Raw genomic sequence first — 14,755 nt, forward strand, 5'->3', positions numbered from 1 at the left:
GCGATTCGCCGGGGCGCCCCCGTCCGCCTGGGCCCGCGCAGGTCCAATCGGTACAATCGAACCAGTCTCGCGATCGTCTCCCTCGCGCCGCCCGTCTTCCCGGGAAGTCCCATGCCCCCTGTTGCGACAACCGCTCCTTCTGCCGGCCGCGGCCGCGCTTTCACGCTCATCGAGTTGTTGGTCGTAATCGCGATCGTCTCGGTGTTGATGTCGTTGCTGTTGCCGGCCGTACAAGCGGCGCGCGAGGCGTCTCGTCGTTCCGCCTGTCAGAACAATCTCAAGCAGCTCGGGTTGGCGAGTCAAAACTACGAAGCGCAGCACAAGCGGCTGCCTCCCTCGGGCATGCGGAACATGTCGTACGCCGAGCTAGCCAAATTGGATGTCGGCGTGGGGTCGAGTTGGCTGGTGCGGATGTTGCCGATGATCGAACAACAGGCGTTGTACGATCAGTTCGACGTCCGGGGCGCCTTGTTCGAGCAACCCGCCGCGGCCCTGTCCGCCCAACCGGCGGCGTTGTTGTGCCCGAGCGACAACCCGACGGGCCTCCTGATGGACAGCATGGAGTTGGGGGCCGTGAGGACGTCTGTCAGCAAGAAGTTCGGCAAAGGAAACTACGCTGCGTTCGCCACGGCGTTCCATCTCGACTCGAACTGGCAAGGCGCCGTCAGTCACGAGGGGCGCCGCGTGGCCGAGGTGACCGACGGCCTGTCGCACTCGCTGTTCGTCGGCGAGTTGCGAGCTCGTGCTCACGACGGGGATCCGCGCGGGGCGTGGGTCGTGCCGTGGCCGGGGTCGAGCCTGGTGGCAATCGACTTTCACCACCTCAGCGCCGACGAGGCGCAGCATATTGATTTCGCGCGGACGCCCAATGCGGCTACGCCCGACGTGTTGTTTCACTGTCCCGACCCGGCCGAGGCGCAACTGACGCGGATGCCGTGCCACGACCAGTGGCAGCAGTATATTGCCGACGCCCCGCGCAGCGTTCATCCCGGCGGGGTCAACGGGGCCTATCTCGACGGGCGCGTCGAATTCATCAGCGACGACATTTCGCCCGAGGCCTTGGCGCTTCGGATTGCCGTCGACGACGGTCAAGTCATCGCCGAATAGCGCCCTCGGCGCGGCCCGCACGAAGGAAGGAGATCGGCATGAATCGAAACGCTTGGTCGGCGCTCGCGCTGGCGCTGGGGGTGCTGCTGATCGGGGCGAGCTGGCTCGCCCCCCGCGTGGCGCCGAAAGGAGCGTTGTGGAATGAAGCGAACGCCGCGGAGTTCGTTGCGGCTTCGGAGGAGTTCCACGACCATCTCGAAGGCGCCGGGCCTTCGCATCGCCACAGCGAGCTCACTCAGCACTTGGGGCACGGCCACGAGCATCACGACCATGACGAGGCGTCCGCCGCCGGCGAGCGTTATCGGACCGCGCTGGCCAAGCTCGAGTCAGCCCAGAGCCTCCACGATCGCTTGCCGACGATCCTCCGCTGGTGCGGCTTCGCCCTGTGCGCACTGGGGGCAGTCGGCCACTACGCCGGCAAGCGAGAATAGACCGCGTCTCGCGCTTCAACCGGGAGGCGAGCGACTCACCGCCCGCGGTACTTGGCGATGCAGTAGAACGCGTTCACGGCGTCGCGCCAGCCGATCTTCTTTCCTTCGTCGTAGCCGCGGCTGTTGTAGCCGATCGGCAGTTCGAGGATCCGGTAACCGAGTCGCGACACCTTGGCGGTGATCTCCGGCTCGAAGCCGAACCGTTGCTGTTCGACGTGGATTTGGTCGAGCACCTCGCGCCGGAAGACCTTGTAGCAGGTCTCCATATCGGTCAGTTGCTGTCCGGTCGCCAGGTTCGAGGCGGCCGTCAGCAACCAGTTGCCGAAGCGGTGCATCCGCGACGGGTCTTGTTCGGGATTGCCCAAGAATCGCGAACCGTAAACGACGTCGGCGTCGCCCCGTTCGATCGGCTCCAGGAGGCGCGCCAAGTCGTTGGGATCGTATTCGAGGTCGGCGTCCTGGATCATGACCACGTCGCCGATCGCCGCGGAGAACCCGGTCCGCAGGGCCGCCCCTTTGCCGCGGTTATAGCCGTGCATCAGCACCCGCACGTCGGGCTCTTCGTCCAAGAGCAACAACAGGTCGCGGGTGCCGTCGGTGCTGAAGTCGTCGACGATCACAATCTCGTGATGCACGCCGACGGCTTGCACGCGGCGGACGATTTCGACGATCGTGTCCCGTTCGTTGTAGCAGGGGATGACGACCGACACGGCCAGCTTCGTCCGCGGGCGGACTTCGACGGGGGGCGCCGTCTCCATTTCGACGGCGACGCGGGCCGTTTGCTCCGCCAGGGCGAGCCGGGCTTCGATCCGGCGCTCCGCGAGTCGGTCCGCGGCCGCAGCGGGGGTCGGCGCGCCGGCGATCGTCGGCGTTTCGTCGCTTCGAACAGCAGGTTGGGACGTCATCACAGTCGCTCCAGAGACGCGGATCGGACACGGCGAAAGCAAGGGCGCGCGAGTCGGCTCAGTTCGTCGCGCCCAGCGGCGGCGAGAACGACGCAGGCTGACGGACGACGGCCTCCTCGGCCGCGTCGAGTTCCTCGGCCAAGCTGCGATCGGGAAGTGCGGGCCACTGGAAGCGGGCTTGCAGCAGTCGCTCGTCGGGCCGACGCAATTCGGGGGGCATGTAGTCGGGGCTCGCCGGGTCGCCGTACTTCGAGGTCCGGCCGTACAGCGCTGCACGTTGGTTGCTGTACAGAAGCGTCCACGGCGGGTCGTCGCCGGAGGAGAGCTCCTCCATCAGCGGCGTGCAGGGCCGATAGGTCCGATCGACCAGCACCATGTCGGGGTTCATGTGGTCGAGCGCTCGGCGCACGTCGATCGGTCCGGAACTCGGATCGCGGTAGCGGTGTCCCATCTGGTCGCCGACCAGAAAGTCGAACGTCATGTCGTGCAGTTCCTGCGGGTAACAGGTGCGACAGCGGCCGTCGAAGCTCACTTTGACGTCGGGGGCGAGCGCGGCGAGCGCGTACTGGGCCCAGTTGAAGTTCACGACCAGGTTTCCTTTCATCCGGCGGTCGACCATGAACTGCATCACGTCGACTGGGTACCGGCTGCGATAGACGGGGAAGTCGCTCAGCCGATTGGCCAGGGCCCAGCTCTCGGCCGTGATCGCGACCAGCACCGCGGCGCCAAGCGCGCCGCGCAACCAGACCGGCGCAGCCTTGGCGCGCTCGGGGCGGCCGTCCGGCTTCGGTTCGCCCCGCAGGCGGGCCAGCGTCGACTGGACGTGCTCAGGAAGCCAGAACCCGCACATCAGCGCAAAGAATGCGACGTGTCGCAGGTGGAGCCACGACTGCCAACAGGTGAGCGCCAGGATCACGACATGCGTCCAGTCGCGCCGCCGCCGCGTGCCGACGAGGCTGACCAGCGCGACCAACTGCAGCGTAACGAACGGCGTGAAGACCGGGTTGCCCGGCACGGGCGCGGCCCACTCGGAGATTTCCGGCCTGGGGAGCGACATGTCGTAGTACAGCCAGGTCAAGAGCCCCGCTCCGTAGGGGTTCACCAGCAGCGCCGCCAAACAGCTCAGTCCTGTCAGGGCGATTCCCGCCTGCGTCGGCCAACTCGCCCGACCGCGGATCGTCAAAAGCTCGATCATCCGGCCGATCAGCAGCACGCCGGCGACTCCGACCCCCAGGGCGAACCCGCCGTGAGAGTTGACCCAGCCGATCACCAGCGCCGGCAGCGGCACGAGCCAGCCGAGCCGCACCTCCCCCGACGGGGCGCCGTCGCGCTGGTCGTGCATCCGGCAGAACGCCCGGTCGCAACACACCATGACCGCCGCGAACCAGGCGAAACTGAGGAGTTGCGGCCGCATGGGGAAGAAGGCTTGCAGCGCCTGGGCCACGAGCAACAGCAGCAACCAAGCGACGACCGGGTGGACGCCGCGCTTGGTCGCGACCCAGGCCATCGAGGCCAGGATCGCCAGACCCCACAGGCACTTCACGACCAGCATGGGATAGACCCCCAAGCGGTCGAAGCCCCAGGCGAACGCCAGTTCGGCGAGATTCTCGTGGTTGATCCACGGGTAGCCTTCGGCCGTGAACGAGTGAGTCGTCGTTCGCGGCAGCTTGCCCTCGGCGATCCACTCCTGGCCGTAGCGGACATGGCCCCACAGGTCGGGGTCGACGATGTTGATCGCCAACGGGATCGCGCAGCCGAGCACGAGCACGGCCAGAACGCCGATCTTGAGCAGCCGAGCGCCGGCGGCGCTCCCAGGCGCGAGCGAATCGGTCGAGGGCATGGCGGGGGCGACCGCCGAAGCGCCGCGAGGGCGGGGCGATCGTCAGAGGGGGGCGGGACGGGGAGTCAGGCAAATTGCGTGCTTTGGGCGCAGTCCTACAACTCTACGCGCGCCGCAGAGTCGCGCCGGCAAGAAGCTCCCCATCCCCCCGCTGAGCCGGTTTTCGCAAACCCGCATAAACGGTACGACGTGCAATACCGCTCGCCAGGGGCGTTCGTTCCTCGTCGCTCTCCGAACGCCGCGGACCTGCGGGTCGCCGGCGCTCGGTTCGCATGGGCCGAAAAACGGGGCCTGCGTTTCGCGCTTGGCACGCGCGGGGGCTTTTGGTAGTTTTCCCGGACGCCGGTCGCGGAGCGGTCCTTCGTCACGTTGCGAAGGGCCCTCTGGCGTCCGGGTGCATGGCCTCGACCGCGGCATTGCAGCGAGCACGGCGTGTCTCTTCGCGACAAACCTTGGTACGGTCGGCTCAAAGGATGGGTCGGCCGCGGCAAAAGCATTTTGGCGGCTGCGAGCGACGGTATGCGCGACGCCGCGGGACCACGAATCACGACGACTCTCAGGCCGACACGGAAGGAGGCCTCTATGACTTTGCAGCCGACGCAACAGGTGCGAGTTCACATCCGCTGGATGATTCGCCGGGATATGGAAGACGTGCTCTCGATCGAGCGGCATAGCTTCGAGTTCCCCTGGTTCGAGGAAGACTTCATCCGCTGCTTGCGTCAGCGCAATTGCATCGGCATGGTCGCCGAGCATGGCGAGCGGGTCGTGGGGTTCATGATCTACGAGCTCCATAAGACGCGGCTCCATATCCTCAACTTTGCCGTGGCCCCCGAATTCCGCCGTCGCGGCGTCGGCCGGCAAATGGTCGACAAGCTTGTCTCGAAGCTCTCCAGCCAGCGTCGCACGCGGATCACGCTCGAGGTGCGCGAGACGAATCTCCCCGCCCAGTTGTTTTTCAAGCAACTCAGCTTCCGGGCGACGATGGTCCTGCGGTCGTTCTACGAAGACTCGCCCGAGGACGCGTACCTGATGCAGTTCCGCCACGTGGCGACCGATCTGCCCGCGATCGCGTCCGAGAACCGGATCGACCGCAAGGCGGGGTAGGGCGAGGGCGACTCGAAATTCGGAAACCCGAGGCGGCGACGGCGGCACGAATCCGCCGTTGGTCCGTTTGGGCCCTTCGGGTTTCGGGTTGGTTTCGGATTTCGAGTTGCGTTCTTTCGCGTCCCCGCGTCGTAACGCGCCGCCGAATTGCCCGCTTCGTCCCGTGAATTAGAATGGCGGGCAGGGGGCGAACTTCTCGGTCGGGCGCGTCATGCAACTCTCGCGGATCGGACCCTTTGCGCTCGAAGCGCCTTTGGGCGGCTCGGCCGACAGCAACGTGCTGCGCGGCGTGCATGTCGAACGCGGCGTCTCGATGGCCGTCAAGCTGCTCCCCAGACGCGTCGTCGCCAACCCTCTGACCGCGGGAGGCGAGGAGCTTGTGGCCAGCGTCAAACGGCTCCAAAAAGCGGTCCATCCCGGGGTGGCGCGCTACTACGGCGGGGCCGTCGACAAGGGGCAGCCTTACTTGGCCCTGGAGCTTGTCGCCGGCGAGTCGCTGCGCGAGCTGCTCGATCGCCGCGGGCGGTTGCCGTGGGAGACGGTCGTCGATTTGGCAGACTCGATCTGCCGGGCTCTCGACGCGGCCCACCAAGCGGGGATCGTCCACCGCCGGCTGACCCCGCGGCGGGTGCTGCTCCCCGCGGCGGGAGGGATGAAACTGGTCGGTTTCGACTGCGTTTGGGCCGACGCCGACGACGTGGTCGGGCTGCGCTGCCCGATGGACGTAGCCCATTACCTGTCGCCGGAGCAGTTTCGCGGGCGACCCTCGGCCAATCTGCCGACGTGCGATCTCTACAGCCTGGGAGTGATTCTGTACGAGTGCCTCGCGGGCGAGCTGCCGTGGTTGGCCGACTCGCCGGCGGCGCTCAAGGCGGCGCGGCGCGAGGCCCCGGCGCCGCGGGTGTCGGCCCGGGTGCTCGACTGTCCGGTCTGGCTCGACGTGCTGGTGGCGAAACTGCTGGCTCGCAAGCGGGCGGATCGGCTCCCCTCGGCCGAGGCGGCCGTCGCAGCGATCGCCAATGCGCGGCTCAAGCTGGCCGAAGGGACCGGCGCCGCCAAGCAGGCGTACGCCGGGAAGCAGGGAGCGCTCGCGATCGAAGGGGACCGCGAGGAGCTGCGCCGTATCCGTCGCAAGCAGGTCGCTCGCAAGCAGGACGACGCCCCGTTCTACGAGCGGGCGTGGTTTTTGGCCGCGGGGCTGGCGGCCATCCTCGGGGGCGGGGCGTGGGCCCTGTGGCCCCCCGGCGAGGCGGCGTTGTTCGCCAAGGCCGAGCCGCTGATGGCCTCGGACCGGTCGGTCGATCAGCGCCGGGCCGAGGAGTATCTCGACGAGTTGCTCCAGAGGTTCCCGGAGACCCAGCATCGCGCGGCGATCGAGGCGTTCCAATTGAAACGCGAGATGCGACAGGCCGAAGAGAGGATCAAGAACCTCCGGCGACTGGCTCGAGCCCCCGCGACCGAGGCCGAGCGGTTGTTCGCCGAGGCGTGGCAGTTCGAGCAGTTCGGCGATCGGCTGAGCGCCTGGCAGCGGTACGAGGGGCTTGTCACCGTGCTGAGCGGCAGCGGCGAGTTGTCGGATCGGGCGTTCGTCGAGCTCGCCAAACAGCGGATCGCCGAGATCCGCGACGACGCCAAGTCGCAGCAAGACTTGGCCGAGTTCGTCGCCGAACAATTGGAGCGGGCCCGCGATTTAGCTGACGACGGCCAGCGGCTGGCCGCTCGCGAAGTGCTGACCAGCGTGATCTCGATGTACGACGGCAACCAGGAACTCAAGTCGTTGGTCGAAGAGGCCCGCCGCCGGAAGGCGGATCTCGACGCTCGCTGAAGCGAGGCTTCGGGACTTGGGGGATGGTTGCCGGGCTCGTCGGCCTTGGTCGGCCGGGGGCGATCTGATACAAGTTCGCGGCGCGCACGCTCCGTGCGCCGCGGCGCCAGCAATGCCGGCGCCGGCGTCGATTGTCCGCCGCGTCCGCACTCGCTCCGTTACGATGAACAACTTCGGTCGGATTCTGCGTTTGTCGCTTCAGCATCGCATGACGGTGTTCATGTCGATGTTCTGTTCGCTAGCGGTGGCGATCCTCTGGGGAGGGAACATCACGGCGATCTATCCGGTGGTCGACGTGATCATGGTCGGCAAGAGCGTGCCGCAGTGGCTTGACGAAATGGCGGCCGAGAAGCGCCAGGAGATTGCCGAACTGCAGGTCGCGATGGCCCTGGCCGAAGCCCAAGCGGCCGAAGACCCCGACGACAAAGGCCGCTCGCAACGACATCTGGCCCGCTTGACCGACAAGCAGGCTTACCTGCGGATGCGGCTGGCATTGTTCGAGCGGCTTTCTCCGCTGGCCCACAAGCACTTGCCGACGACCGCGTTTCAGACGCTGATGGTCGTCTGCGCGGGGCTGGTGGCGGGGACGCTTCTGAAGAGCGTGTTTCGCATCGTCGGCACCTACGCCTCGGCCCGGTTGGGCGCGCTCACCGCGTTCGACGTTCGCAAGGAGTTCTATCGCCGTACGCTGCGGCTCGATCTGGCGACGATCCGCGAGACCTCTCCGGGCGAACTCATGGGGCGGTTCACCAACGACGTCAACGCCGCCTCGACCGGGGTGTCCGCGGTGTTCGGCACGGTGCTGCGCGAGCCGCTGAAGATGCTCGTTTGCCTGGGAATCGCCGCGTGGATCAGTTGGCGGCTGTTTCTGATCACGGCGCTGATCGCACCGTTGGCCGGATATACGATTCACTGGCTCGCCAAGAGCTTGAAGCGGGCCAACCGGCGCGCCCTGCAGGGGATGGCAGACGTGTACGATCGGCTCGACGAGACCTTCACCGGCATCAAGGTCATCAAGGCGTTCACCGGCGAGTCGCGGGAGCGGAGCCGGTTTCACCACGACTCGAAGCAGCTCTATCGCCGCACGATGCGGATCGCGTTCTACGACTCGCTGACCAGCCCCATGACCGAGCTGCTGGGCATCGTGATGATCATCGCCGTGGTGCTCGCCGGCGGATTTCTGGTGCTGAACCAACAGACGCACTTGTTCGGGCTGCGGATCAGCGAAGAGCCGCTGTCGCACGGGGCGCTGACGCTGTTCTACATGTCGCTGGCCGGGGCGAGCGATCCCCTCCGCCGCATGACCAGCGTGTTCAACAACGTCCAGCAGGGCGCCGCCGCGGCCGATCGGCTGTACGAACTGATGGACCGCGAGTCGAAGATCGTCGAGCCGGCCGACCCGGTCCGTCTGCCGCGACCGGCGGGACGGATCGAATTCCTCGATGTGTCGTTCGCCTACAAGCCGAATGAGCCGGTGTTGCAGCACGTGAAACTGGCGATCGAACCGGGCGAGACCGTGGCGATCGTCGGCCCCAACGGCTGCGGCAAGAGCACGCTGATGAACCTCGTGCCCCGGTTTTACGACCCGACTCGCGGCACGGTCGCGATCAGCGGCGTCGACCTGCGGGACGTCCGGCGCCGCGATCTGCGCGAGCGGATCGGCATGGTCACGCAGGAGACGGTGCTGTTCGACGATACGGTCGAGGCGAACATCCGCTACGGCCGGCCCGAGGCCATGTTCGCGGAGATCGAGGAGGCAGCCCGCCGCGCCCACGCCGAACGATTCATCCTCGACAAACTGGCCGACGGCTACGCCACGAAGTGCGGCCCCGGCGGCAACCGGCTCAGCGGCGGCCAGCGTCAGCGAATCGCCCTGGCCCGCGCGATCCTCCGCGATCCCGAGATTCTCATCCTCGACGAGGCCACCAGCCAGATCGACGTCGAGAGCGAGCGGCTGATTCACGAGGTCCTGAAGGAGTTCGTCAAGCCGCGGACTGCGCTGATGATCACCCATCGTCCTAGTACGCTGGAACTGGCCGACCGGATCGTCGTGATGGACCACGGCCAGATCGTCGACTCGGGGAGCTTCGCGGACTTGGCGGCCCGGTGCGTGCTGTTCCGCCGGTTGGCGCACTTGGAACTGCGCGAGAGCGCGTGACGAAGGTCAGGGTTTCTATCCTGATACGGCGTCTGCGAGGGACCTGCCAGGCTCGAGGAACTGACGTATTCCGCTCAACCCGAAATCGAGCCTGCATCAAAGCACTAGGGCGAGTGGCCCCGCAAGCGCCGCTCGCCGGGGAGGGCTCCAGGCGCTATGATGGACTTTGAATCACGGTCCGCAGGCGAGGAGGCTGCAGTTCGCGGCGCGCGACTCCTTCTCGCTGTCATCGCTCCGCTGCCGCGTCGCGGTTAAGTGTCTTCCTCCCCCTTCGTTATGCTCGATCTTCACGCCCAGCACGAGCGGTCGTTTGAGGCCAATCGTTTCGTCTACCCGGTGCTGAGCCGACGGTCGCGGGGGATTTCGATTGGGGTGAATCTTAATCCCGACAAGGTCTGCAACTTCGACTGCATTTACTGCCAGGTCGATCGCACGCGGCAGAGCGAGACGCGGTTCGTCGAGACCGACGCCCTGTTGGCCGAGTTGGGGGAGATGCTCGACGCGGTCGCCTCGGGCGAGATCTTCGCCGTCGAGAAGTTTCGCGACACGCCCCCCGAATTGCGGCGATTGAACGACATGGCGTTCTCGGGAGACGGCGAGCCGACGACTTATCGCAACTTCGACGAGTTGATCGAAGCGTGCGCCCGGCTCAAGCGCCAGCGCGGTCTCGACGACGTGAAGATGGTCCTCATCACCAACGCCAGCATGTTCCATCGTCCGCACGTGCGGCGGGGACTCGATATCCTCGACGCGAACAACGGCGAGATCTGGGCCAAGCTGGAGGCGGGGACCGAGGCCTACTTTCAGCTCGTCGACCGCACGCCGATTAAGCTCGCCCAGGTCGTGGAGAATATTGCGACCGCGGCCCGCGCGCGGCCCCTGGTGATTCAGTCGCTGTTCATGCGGGTGGCCGGCCAGGCGCCCCCGGCGGAGGAACTGGCCGCGTTCTGCGACCGACTGTCGGAGATTACGGCCGCGGGGGGGCGGATCAAGTTGGTGCAGGTCTACACCGTGGCCCGGCGCCCTGCGGAGGAGTACGTCGCCCCGCTCGCTGACGCCGAGGTCGACGCGATCGTCGCGTTGGTCCGCGCTCGCACGGGGCTGGCGGCCGAACCGTTCTACGGCGGCTCGACGGGGGATTGAGCGGCGCGTGTCGGCAGGGATCCGCCGGACGCGGGGTGGCGGGGTGGCTGGGGTCGCAGCGCAGCCCCCAGTTGCGTCTCTGGGGGCTCGCTGCGCTCGACCCCAGCTGCCGCCCGTCGTCGTTCTCACTCGCGATCACTCCCGGCAGTGAGCGAGCGCCATCAGGGCGTACCCCGTGACGAGGTTCGGGTCCCCTTCGAGCCAACGATCGGCGTCGTTGAACCAACTGCCGTCGGGGTGCTGCCGCTCGGCGAGGGCGGCGGTAAGATCGGATCGCCAGTCGTGCACCGTCCCGGCGTCATCGACGAAGGTCGGCTCGCCGTACGCGGCCAGCGCCTTGGCGAGGGTGTGGTAGTAGTAGTACAGCCCCTGCAGCCCCATGCCGGGGTTTTCCTCGAGCGTATAGTGCTTGGCCAGCCACGCGACGGCCGCCCTGACCCGCGGGTCGTTGCGATCGACGCCGGCGTAGAGCATGCTCTTGAGCCCCTGATAGGTCATCGAGCCGTAGCTGCGCAGCCCGCCGTTGGGGAGCGAACCCGCTTGGCTCGACCCGCCGGCGGCGATGGTGTAGTAAAACCCCCCGTCGGGGTTCAGCGCCGGGAACTGCGACGTGTTGTGTTCGCTTTCCAGGTTCTGGCACTTCGAGACGAAGGCCAGGAGCCGCTGCATCGATTCTTCGTCGTCGTCCGTCTGGAGCACCTTGAGCGCCTCGGCTGCGAACGCGGTGTTCGACAGGTCGGGCCGTTTGTGGCTGCCGTAGCCGAAGCCGCCGTAGCTGTCGCTCGACGGGTCGTGCCCCTCGCCATCGTCCCATTGCAGGTCCTTGAGAAACTGCTTGGCGGCGTCGAGTTGCTTGGCGAATCGGCCGTCCTTGTTCGCCGCCGCCAGGGCCATGATCGACAAGCACGTTTCATAGTTGCGGTGGTTCGAGTCGCGCTGGTAAATGCCGCCGTCGGGCTGCACCGACTTCAGCACGAAGGCGAGCGCCTTGGCGACCGTCGGGTCGTCGGGGCTACGGCCGTTCTCCAGCATCCCCGCCGCGACGAGCGCAGTGACGGCGGGGCCGGTTTGGGGGGTGAACGAACCGTCGGGTTGCTGGGCGCCGCGGAGAAAGGCGACGGCCTTGTCGACCATCTCGCCCCGGGTCGCGACGGAAGGTGCGCTCGGCGTCGTTTCGGCCGCGTCCGCCCAAGCGATCGAGATCAAGGACAGCCCAAAAACGGAAGCGACCGAGAGTCGCGACATACGGAACATGACGTGCACCCTTCCGGGGCGAGCAAGGGGGGCGAAACGGCCGACTGCCGAATGCGTGCCAGGAGCAAACGATGCGCCGATGCGGACAAGACCGACTTCTCCATTGTCGCGACCCCAGCCGCCCCCGGCAATGCGGCGGGAGCGGTTCGCCGCGAAGGCGCTTGAGTTCCTGAGGGAAGTGTCGCCGCAAGCGACAATCGAGTCGCGCGGCGCGACACCCGAGACAAACCGGAGCCGAGATTGCCGAATCTTGCAGCGAGCTATCGCGCGATGTTGCAAGGGCATGAACGCAAGGCGTCCTGAACTTGCCGCTGCGACGCGCTCCAAACCAACACGCTCAGCAGGGAATCGTCGGGAGCGACGTCGCACCTTTGCACGCCAATGTCGAGGTGGATGCGGCGCCTGCCGATCGTACGGCACGGTCGAGTTCGCCGATCACTCCGACTTGGGCAAGCGCGCGAACAGGATCACGCCGCTCGAGCGGGGCTGCTCGCGGAAGCGCTGGCCGAAGTAGCTCGTTCCGTCGGTGTCGCGAAATTGATCGCGATCAGTCTCGACGAGTTTCTTCGCCTCGGGACAGACCTCCGCCAGCAACGTGCCGTCGGCCGCCGGCGTGGGGGGTTGGCGAGGTCTGACGTCGATCCACACGCGTCCTTGGCCGTCGGCGACGTACACTTCCCCGACGACCTCGCCTAGTCCTGCGAGCGATTCAGCGAGCATGGCGTTCATGTCGGTCTCGATCATGACCATGCCGAACGGATCGCCCGTGGTTTCATCGAACACTCGGACTGCGGCGATCATGCGCCGGACGACAGCTGAACTGGAAGACAAAGCCGCTTGGTGCGAGCGGGGGTTCATCGAGAAGACGACTCCTCCCAGTTCGGCCGCGAATACGTCGGCCAACAACGTGTCGTCGTCTGTCGCAGCCTTTCGGCTGCGCGGCACAGTTCGCACGTAGGATCGGTCGATGGCGTTGCGCTCGACGCGCATGACGTCGACTGAAGCGATCTTCCTGCGAACCGCACCCTCCGAATTCGTCGAGGAGTCTTGATTCGCCTCGGCAGGCGACTCGGCCGCGACGAGAGTGACAGCTAGGAAATCAGGGTTCGCGCGCATCAAGCCGTGGTAGATCGTCTCCAGCCGCCCGAGCCATTCGGCCTCGGCGTCGCCGACGTCGCGGGCGCGGACGATCTCTTGGATCTCGGGCAACGTTGCCATAAACCGCGATTGTTTGCCGAGGTCGTGGGCTATGCTGCGAATGCGGAGCGACACTTCGCGGACGTCGCCCACGAGGGCTTGGTACTGGGTCTGCCTGCCGACGACGCGATTGTGATTGAGCGTCACCCCCACCGTGGCGATCGCGGCCAAAGCGAGCCCCGCCATGCCGGCGATCAATTGCGAGAGTCGCTGATGGTGGCGAATCCATCGCCGGGCGCGGCGCCCCGGCGGCTCGGCGTAGGCCGAGACCGGTTCGCCCGCCATCCAGCGTTCCACGTCCTCGGCCAGAGCCGAAGCTTGCTGATAGCGGGCGTACCGCTTGCGGGCCATTGCCTTGGCGCAGATCGCCGCCAGCACCGGGTCGACGTCGGGATTGATCTCGGCGGCCTGCGGCGTCGGGCCGCTCGAGATGGCCGTGAACAACTCTCGGGCGGTCCCTTTGCCGTGGCTGGCGCCGGCGGTGCTGCGGGCGTGCGTCGCCTCGTGCGGCGGACGACCCGTGCAGATTGCAAACAGGATCGCTCCCAGGCCGTACACGTCGGTGCGAGCGTCGAGTTCGTCGAGCCGTCCGGACGCTTGTTCGGGGGCCATGAACAGCGGCGTGCCGAGCACTTGGCCTTCGCTGGTTCGGCCGACGTCGCCCGAGGGCGAGCCTTTCCCCAAGGTTTCGAGTTCCGCGTCGTCGAGCAGTTTGGCGAGCCCCCAGTCGATGACGATGACCTGCCCGAAGCTGTCGATGACGACGTTCTCCGGCTTGAGATCGCGGTGAATCACCTTGCGCGAGTGCGCGTGGCCGATCGCGTGGCAGACGCGGACGAACGCCGACAGGAGGTGCCGCAGCAGCATCGGGTCCTCGTCCCCGTCGGCGCGGCGTTCGTGGTATTCGGCGATCGAGTCCTGGAGGGTCCCCTTGCCGAGGAACCGCATCGTGTAAAACGTTCGACCCGACTCGGCGTCGCTGGCCAGTTGATACACGGGGACGATCCCCGGGTGTTCCAGCCGGCCGGTGATCTCCGCTTCGTTCCGCAGGCGTTGGACGCTGGCGGCGTTCTCGCGCGTGGCGGAGATCTCCTTGAGGGCCACGAGCCGCTGCAGATCCCAATCGCGGGCGAGCCACACGCGGCCCAAGCCTCCTTGACCGAGCAGACGGATGAGCCGGTAGCGCGTCAAGCCCGTGCGGCCTTCACCCTGCAGTTCAGCGCCGACGGCCGTGCTGACCCCCAGCAATCGCGCGACGCGACCCGTCGTGTCGAAGCGGGCGATCGTGCTGGCGACCGGGTTGTCGGACTCGCCGCGCGGTTCCGGCAGCGGCGTTTGGGCAATTGTTTGCGCGACCTGTGCGTCGATTTCCTGAAGCTGCTGCGGGGACAGCAGCCCCGTGTTCTGCAGGTGCTGCCGCAGCGAGACGCTGCCGTACAGCGACCAATTGGCGAGCGTCTCGGCGACTTGCCGCTCGGTGAGCGCACCGCACGACAGCAATTCAGTGGCCAGGGCGACGTCGTTTGCCAGTCGTCGCCCCGAATCGTCGTCGCTGGGCAGGAAGACCGTCTCCGCGACGGACTGGGGCGTCGTCGGCTGCAACGGCTGAAACGAGGAGTCCGCCATAGCGAGCGCAGCGGGGGAAAGCGCGGCATGACCGGCGCTGAGAGCCCGGTCCGGCGGGAAGCCGCAGGCCCTTCCGCCTCCTCTATCTTGGTTGGCCGGCGGTCAAAAGCAAGAACGCTCGGCCTGAGCGGTCTGGAAGTCAGCAAGACCTCGCCAGTCGTATTG

Annotated in this window: 10 protein-coding genes; 6 read left to right on the top strand and 4 right to left on the bottom strand. The window is 66.8% G+C overall.

Features of this window, described 5'->3' with window-relative positions; genetic code table 11:
• Positions 1-111: 111 nt before the first annotated feature.
• Positions 112-1,107, top strand: coding sequence for a DUF1559 domain-containing protein (locus KF688_10025; GenBank protein ID MBX3426004.1), 996 nt, complete (start codon positions 112-114; stop codon positions 1,105-1,107).
• A gap of 38 nt (positions 1,108-1,145) precedes the next feature.
• On the top strand, positions 1,146-1,538 hold the full coding sequence (locus KF688_10030; protein MBX3426005.1) for a hypothetical protein: 393 nt from the start codon (positions 1,146-1,148) through the stop codon (positions 1,536-1,538).
• A 35-nt stretch (positions 1,539-1,573) separates the two neighbouring features.
• Here KF688_10030 and KF688_10035 read toward each other — a convergent pair whose 3' ends face one another.
• Positions 1,574-2,296 carry a glycosyltransferase family 2 protein gene (locus tag KF688_10035; protein MBX3426006.1) on the bottom strand — a complete coding sequence of 241 codons (723 nt, stop codon included), beginning with the start codon at positions 2,294-2,296 and terminating at the stop codon, positions 1,574-1,576.
• 205 nt (positions 2,297-2,501) lie between these two features.
• Positions 2,502-4,283, bottom strand: coding sequence for a hypothetical protein (locus KF688_10040; protein MBX3426007.1), 1,782 nt, complete (start codon positions 4,281-4,283; stop codon positions 2,502-2,504).
• Positions 4,284-4,910: 627 nt separating this feature from the next.
• Here KF688_10040 and rimI point away from each other — a divergent pair.
• The 4 genes from rimI to KF688_10060 all read left to right on the top strand — a co-directional run bounded on the left by rimI (position 4,911) and on the right by KF688_10060 (position 10,513).
• Positions 4,911-5,387 carry a ribosomal protein S18-alanine N-acetyltransferase gene (rimI, locus tag KF688_10045; protein MBX3426008.1) on the top strand — a complete coding sequence of 159 codons (477 nt, stop codon included), beginning with the start codon at positions 4,911-4,913 and terminating at the stop codon, positions 5,385-5,387.
• Positions 5,388-5,598: 211 nt separating this feature from the next.
• On the top strand, positions 5,599-7,212 hold the full coding sequence (locus KF688_10050) for a serine/threonine protein kinase (GenBank protein ID MBX3426009.1): 1,614 nt from the start codon (positions 5,599-5,601) through the stop codon (positions 7,210-7,212).
• 163 nt (positions 7,213-7,375) lie between these two features.
• The gene (locus tag KF688_10055) at positions 7,376-9,370 is read left to right on the top strand and encodes an ABC transporter ATP-binding protein (protein ID MBX3426010.1); all 1,995 of its coding nucleotides are present in this window, start codon (positions 7,376-7,378) and stop codon (positions 9,368-9,370) included.
• A 276-nt stretch (positions 9,371-9,646) separates the two neighbouring features.
• Entirely contained in the window at positions 9,647-10,513 is an 867-nt protein-coding gene (locus tag KF688_10060; protein ID MBX3426011.1) for a radical SAM protein, read from the top strand.
• A gap of 135 nt (positions 10,514-10,648) precedes the next feature.
• Here the strand turns inward: KF688_10060 and KF688_10065 are convergent, their stop codons facing one another.
• Positions 10,649-11,767 carry a terpene cyclase/mutase family protein gene (locus KF688_10065; GenBank protein MBX3426012.1) on the bottom strand — a complete coding sequence of 373 codons (1,119 nt, stop codon included), beginning with the start codon at positions 11,765-11,767 and terminating at the stop codon, positions 10,649-10,651.
• 435 nt (positions 11,768-12,202) lie between these two features.
• Positions 12,203-14,590, bottom strand: coding sequence for a serine/threonine protein kinase (locus tag KF688_10070; GenBank protein MBX3426013.1), 2,388 nt, complete (start codon positions 14,588-14,590; stop codon positions 12,203-12,205).
• Between the last annotated feature and the right edge of the window lie 165 nt (positions 14,591-14,755).

The sequence above is a fragment of the Pirellulales bacterium genome (genome assembly GCA_019636345.1).
GTDB lineage: Bacteria > Planctomycetota > Planctomycetia > Pirellulales > Lacipirellulaceae.

Coding starts and splice junctions, on each gene's coding strand:
- KF688_10060 (MBX3426011.1), top strand. CDS start 9,647: ATGCTCGATCTTCACGCCCAGCACGAGCGGTCGTTTGAGGCCAATCGT.
- KF688_10035 (MBX3426006.1), bottom strand. CDS start 2,296: ATGGAGACGGCGCCCCCCGTCGAAGTCCGCCCGCGGACGAAGCTGGCC.
- KF688_10040 (MBX3426007.1), bottom strand. CDS start 4,283: ATGCCCTCGACCGATTCGCTCGCGCCTGGGAGCGCCGCCGGCGCTCGG.
- KF688_10070 (MBX3426013.1), bottom strand. CDS start 14,590: ATGGCGGACTCCTCGTTTCAGCCGTTGCAGCCGACGACGCCCCAGTCC.
- rimI (MBX3426008.1), top strand. CDS start 4,911: ATGATTCGCCGGGATATGGAAGACGTGCTCTCGATCGAGCGGCATAGC.
- KF688_10025 (MBX3426004.1), top strand. CDS start 112: ATGCCCCCTGTTGCGACAACCGCTCCTTCTGCCGGCCGCGGCCGCGCT.
- KF688_10050 (MBX3426009.1), top strand. CDS start 5,599: ATGCAACTCTCGCGGATCGGACCCTTTGCGCTCGAAGCGCCTTTGGGC.
- KF688_10065 (MBX3426012.1), bottom strand. CDS start 11,767: ATGTTCCGTATGTCGCGACTCTCGGTCGCTTCCGTTTTTGGGCTGTCC.
- KF688_10055 (MBX3426010.1), top strand. CDS start 7,376: ATGAACAACTTCGGTCGGATTCTGCGTTTGTCGCTTCAGCATCGCATG.
- KF688_10030 (MBX3426005.1), top strand. CDS start 1,146: ATGAATCGAAACGCTTGGTCGGCGCTCGCGCTGGCGCTGGGGGTGCTG.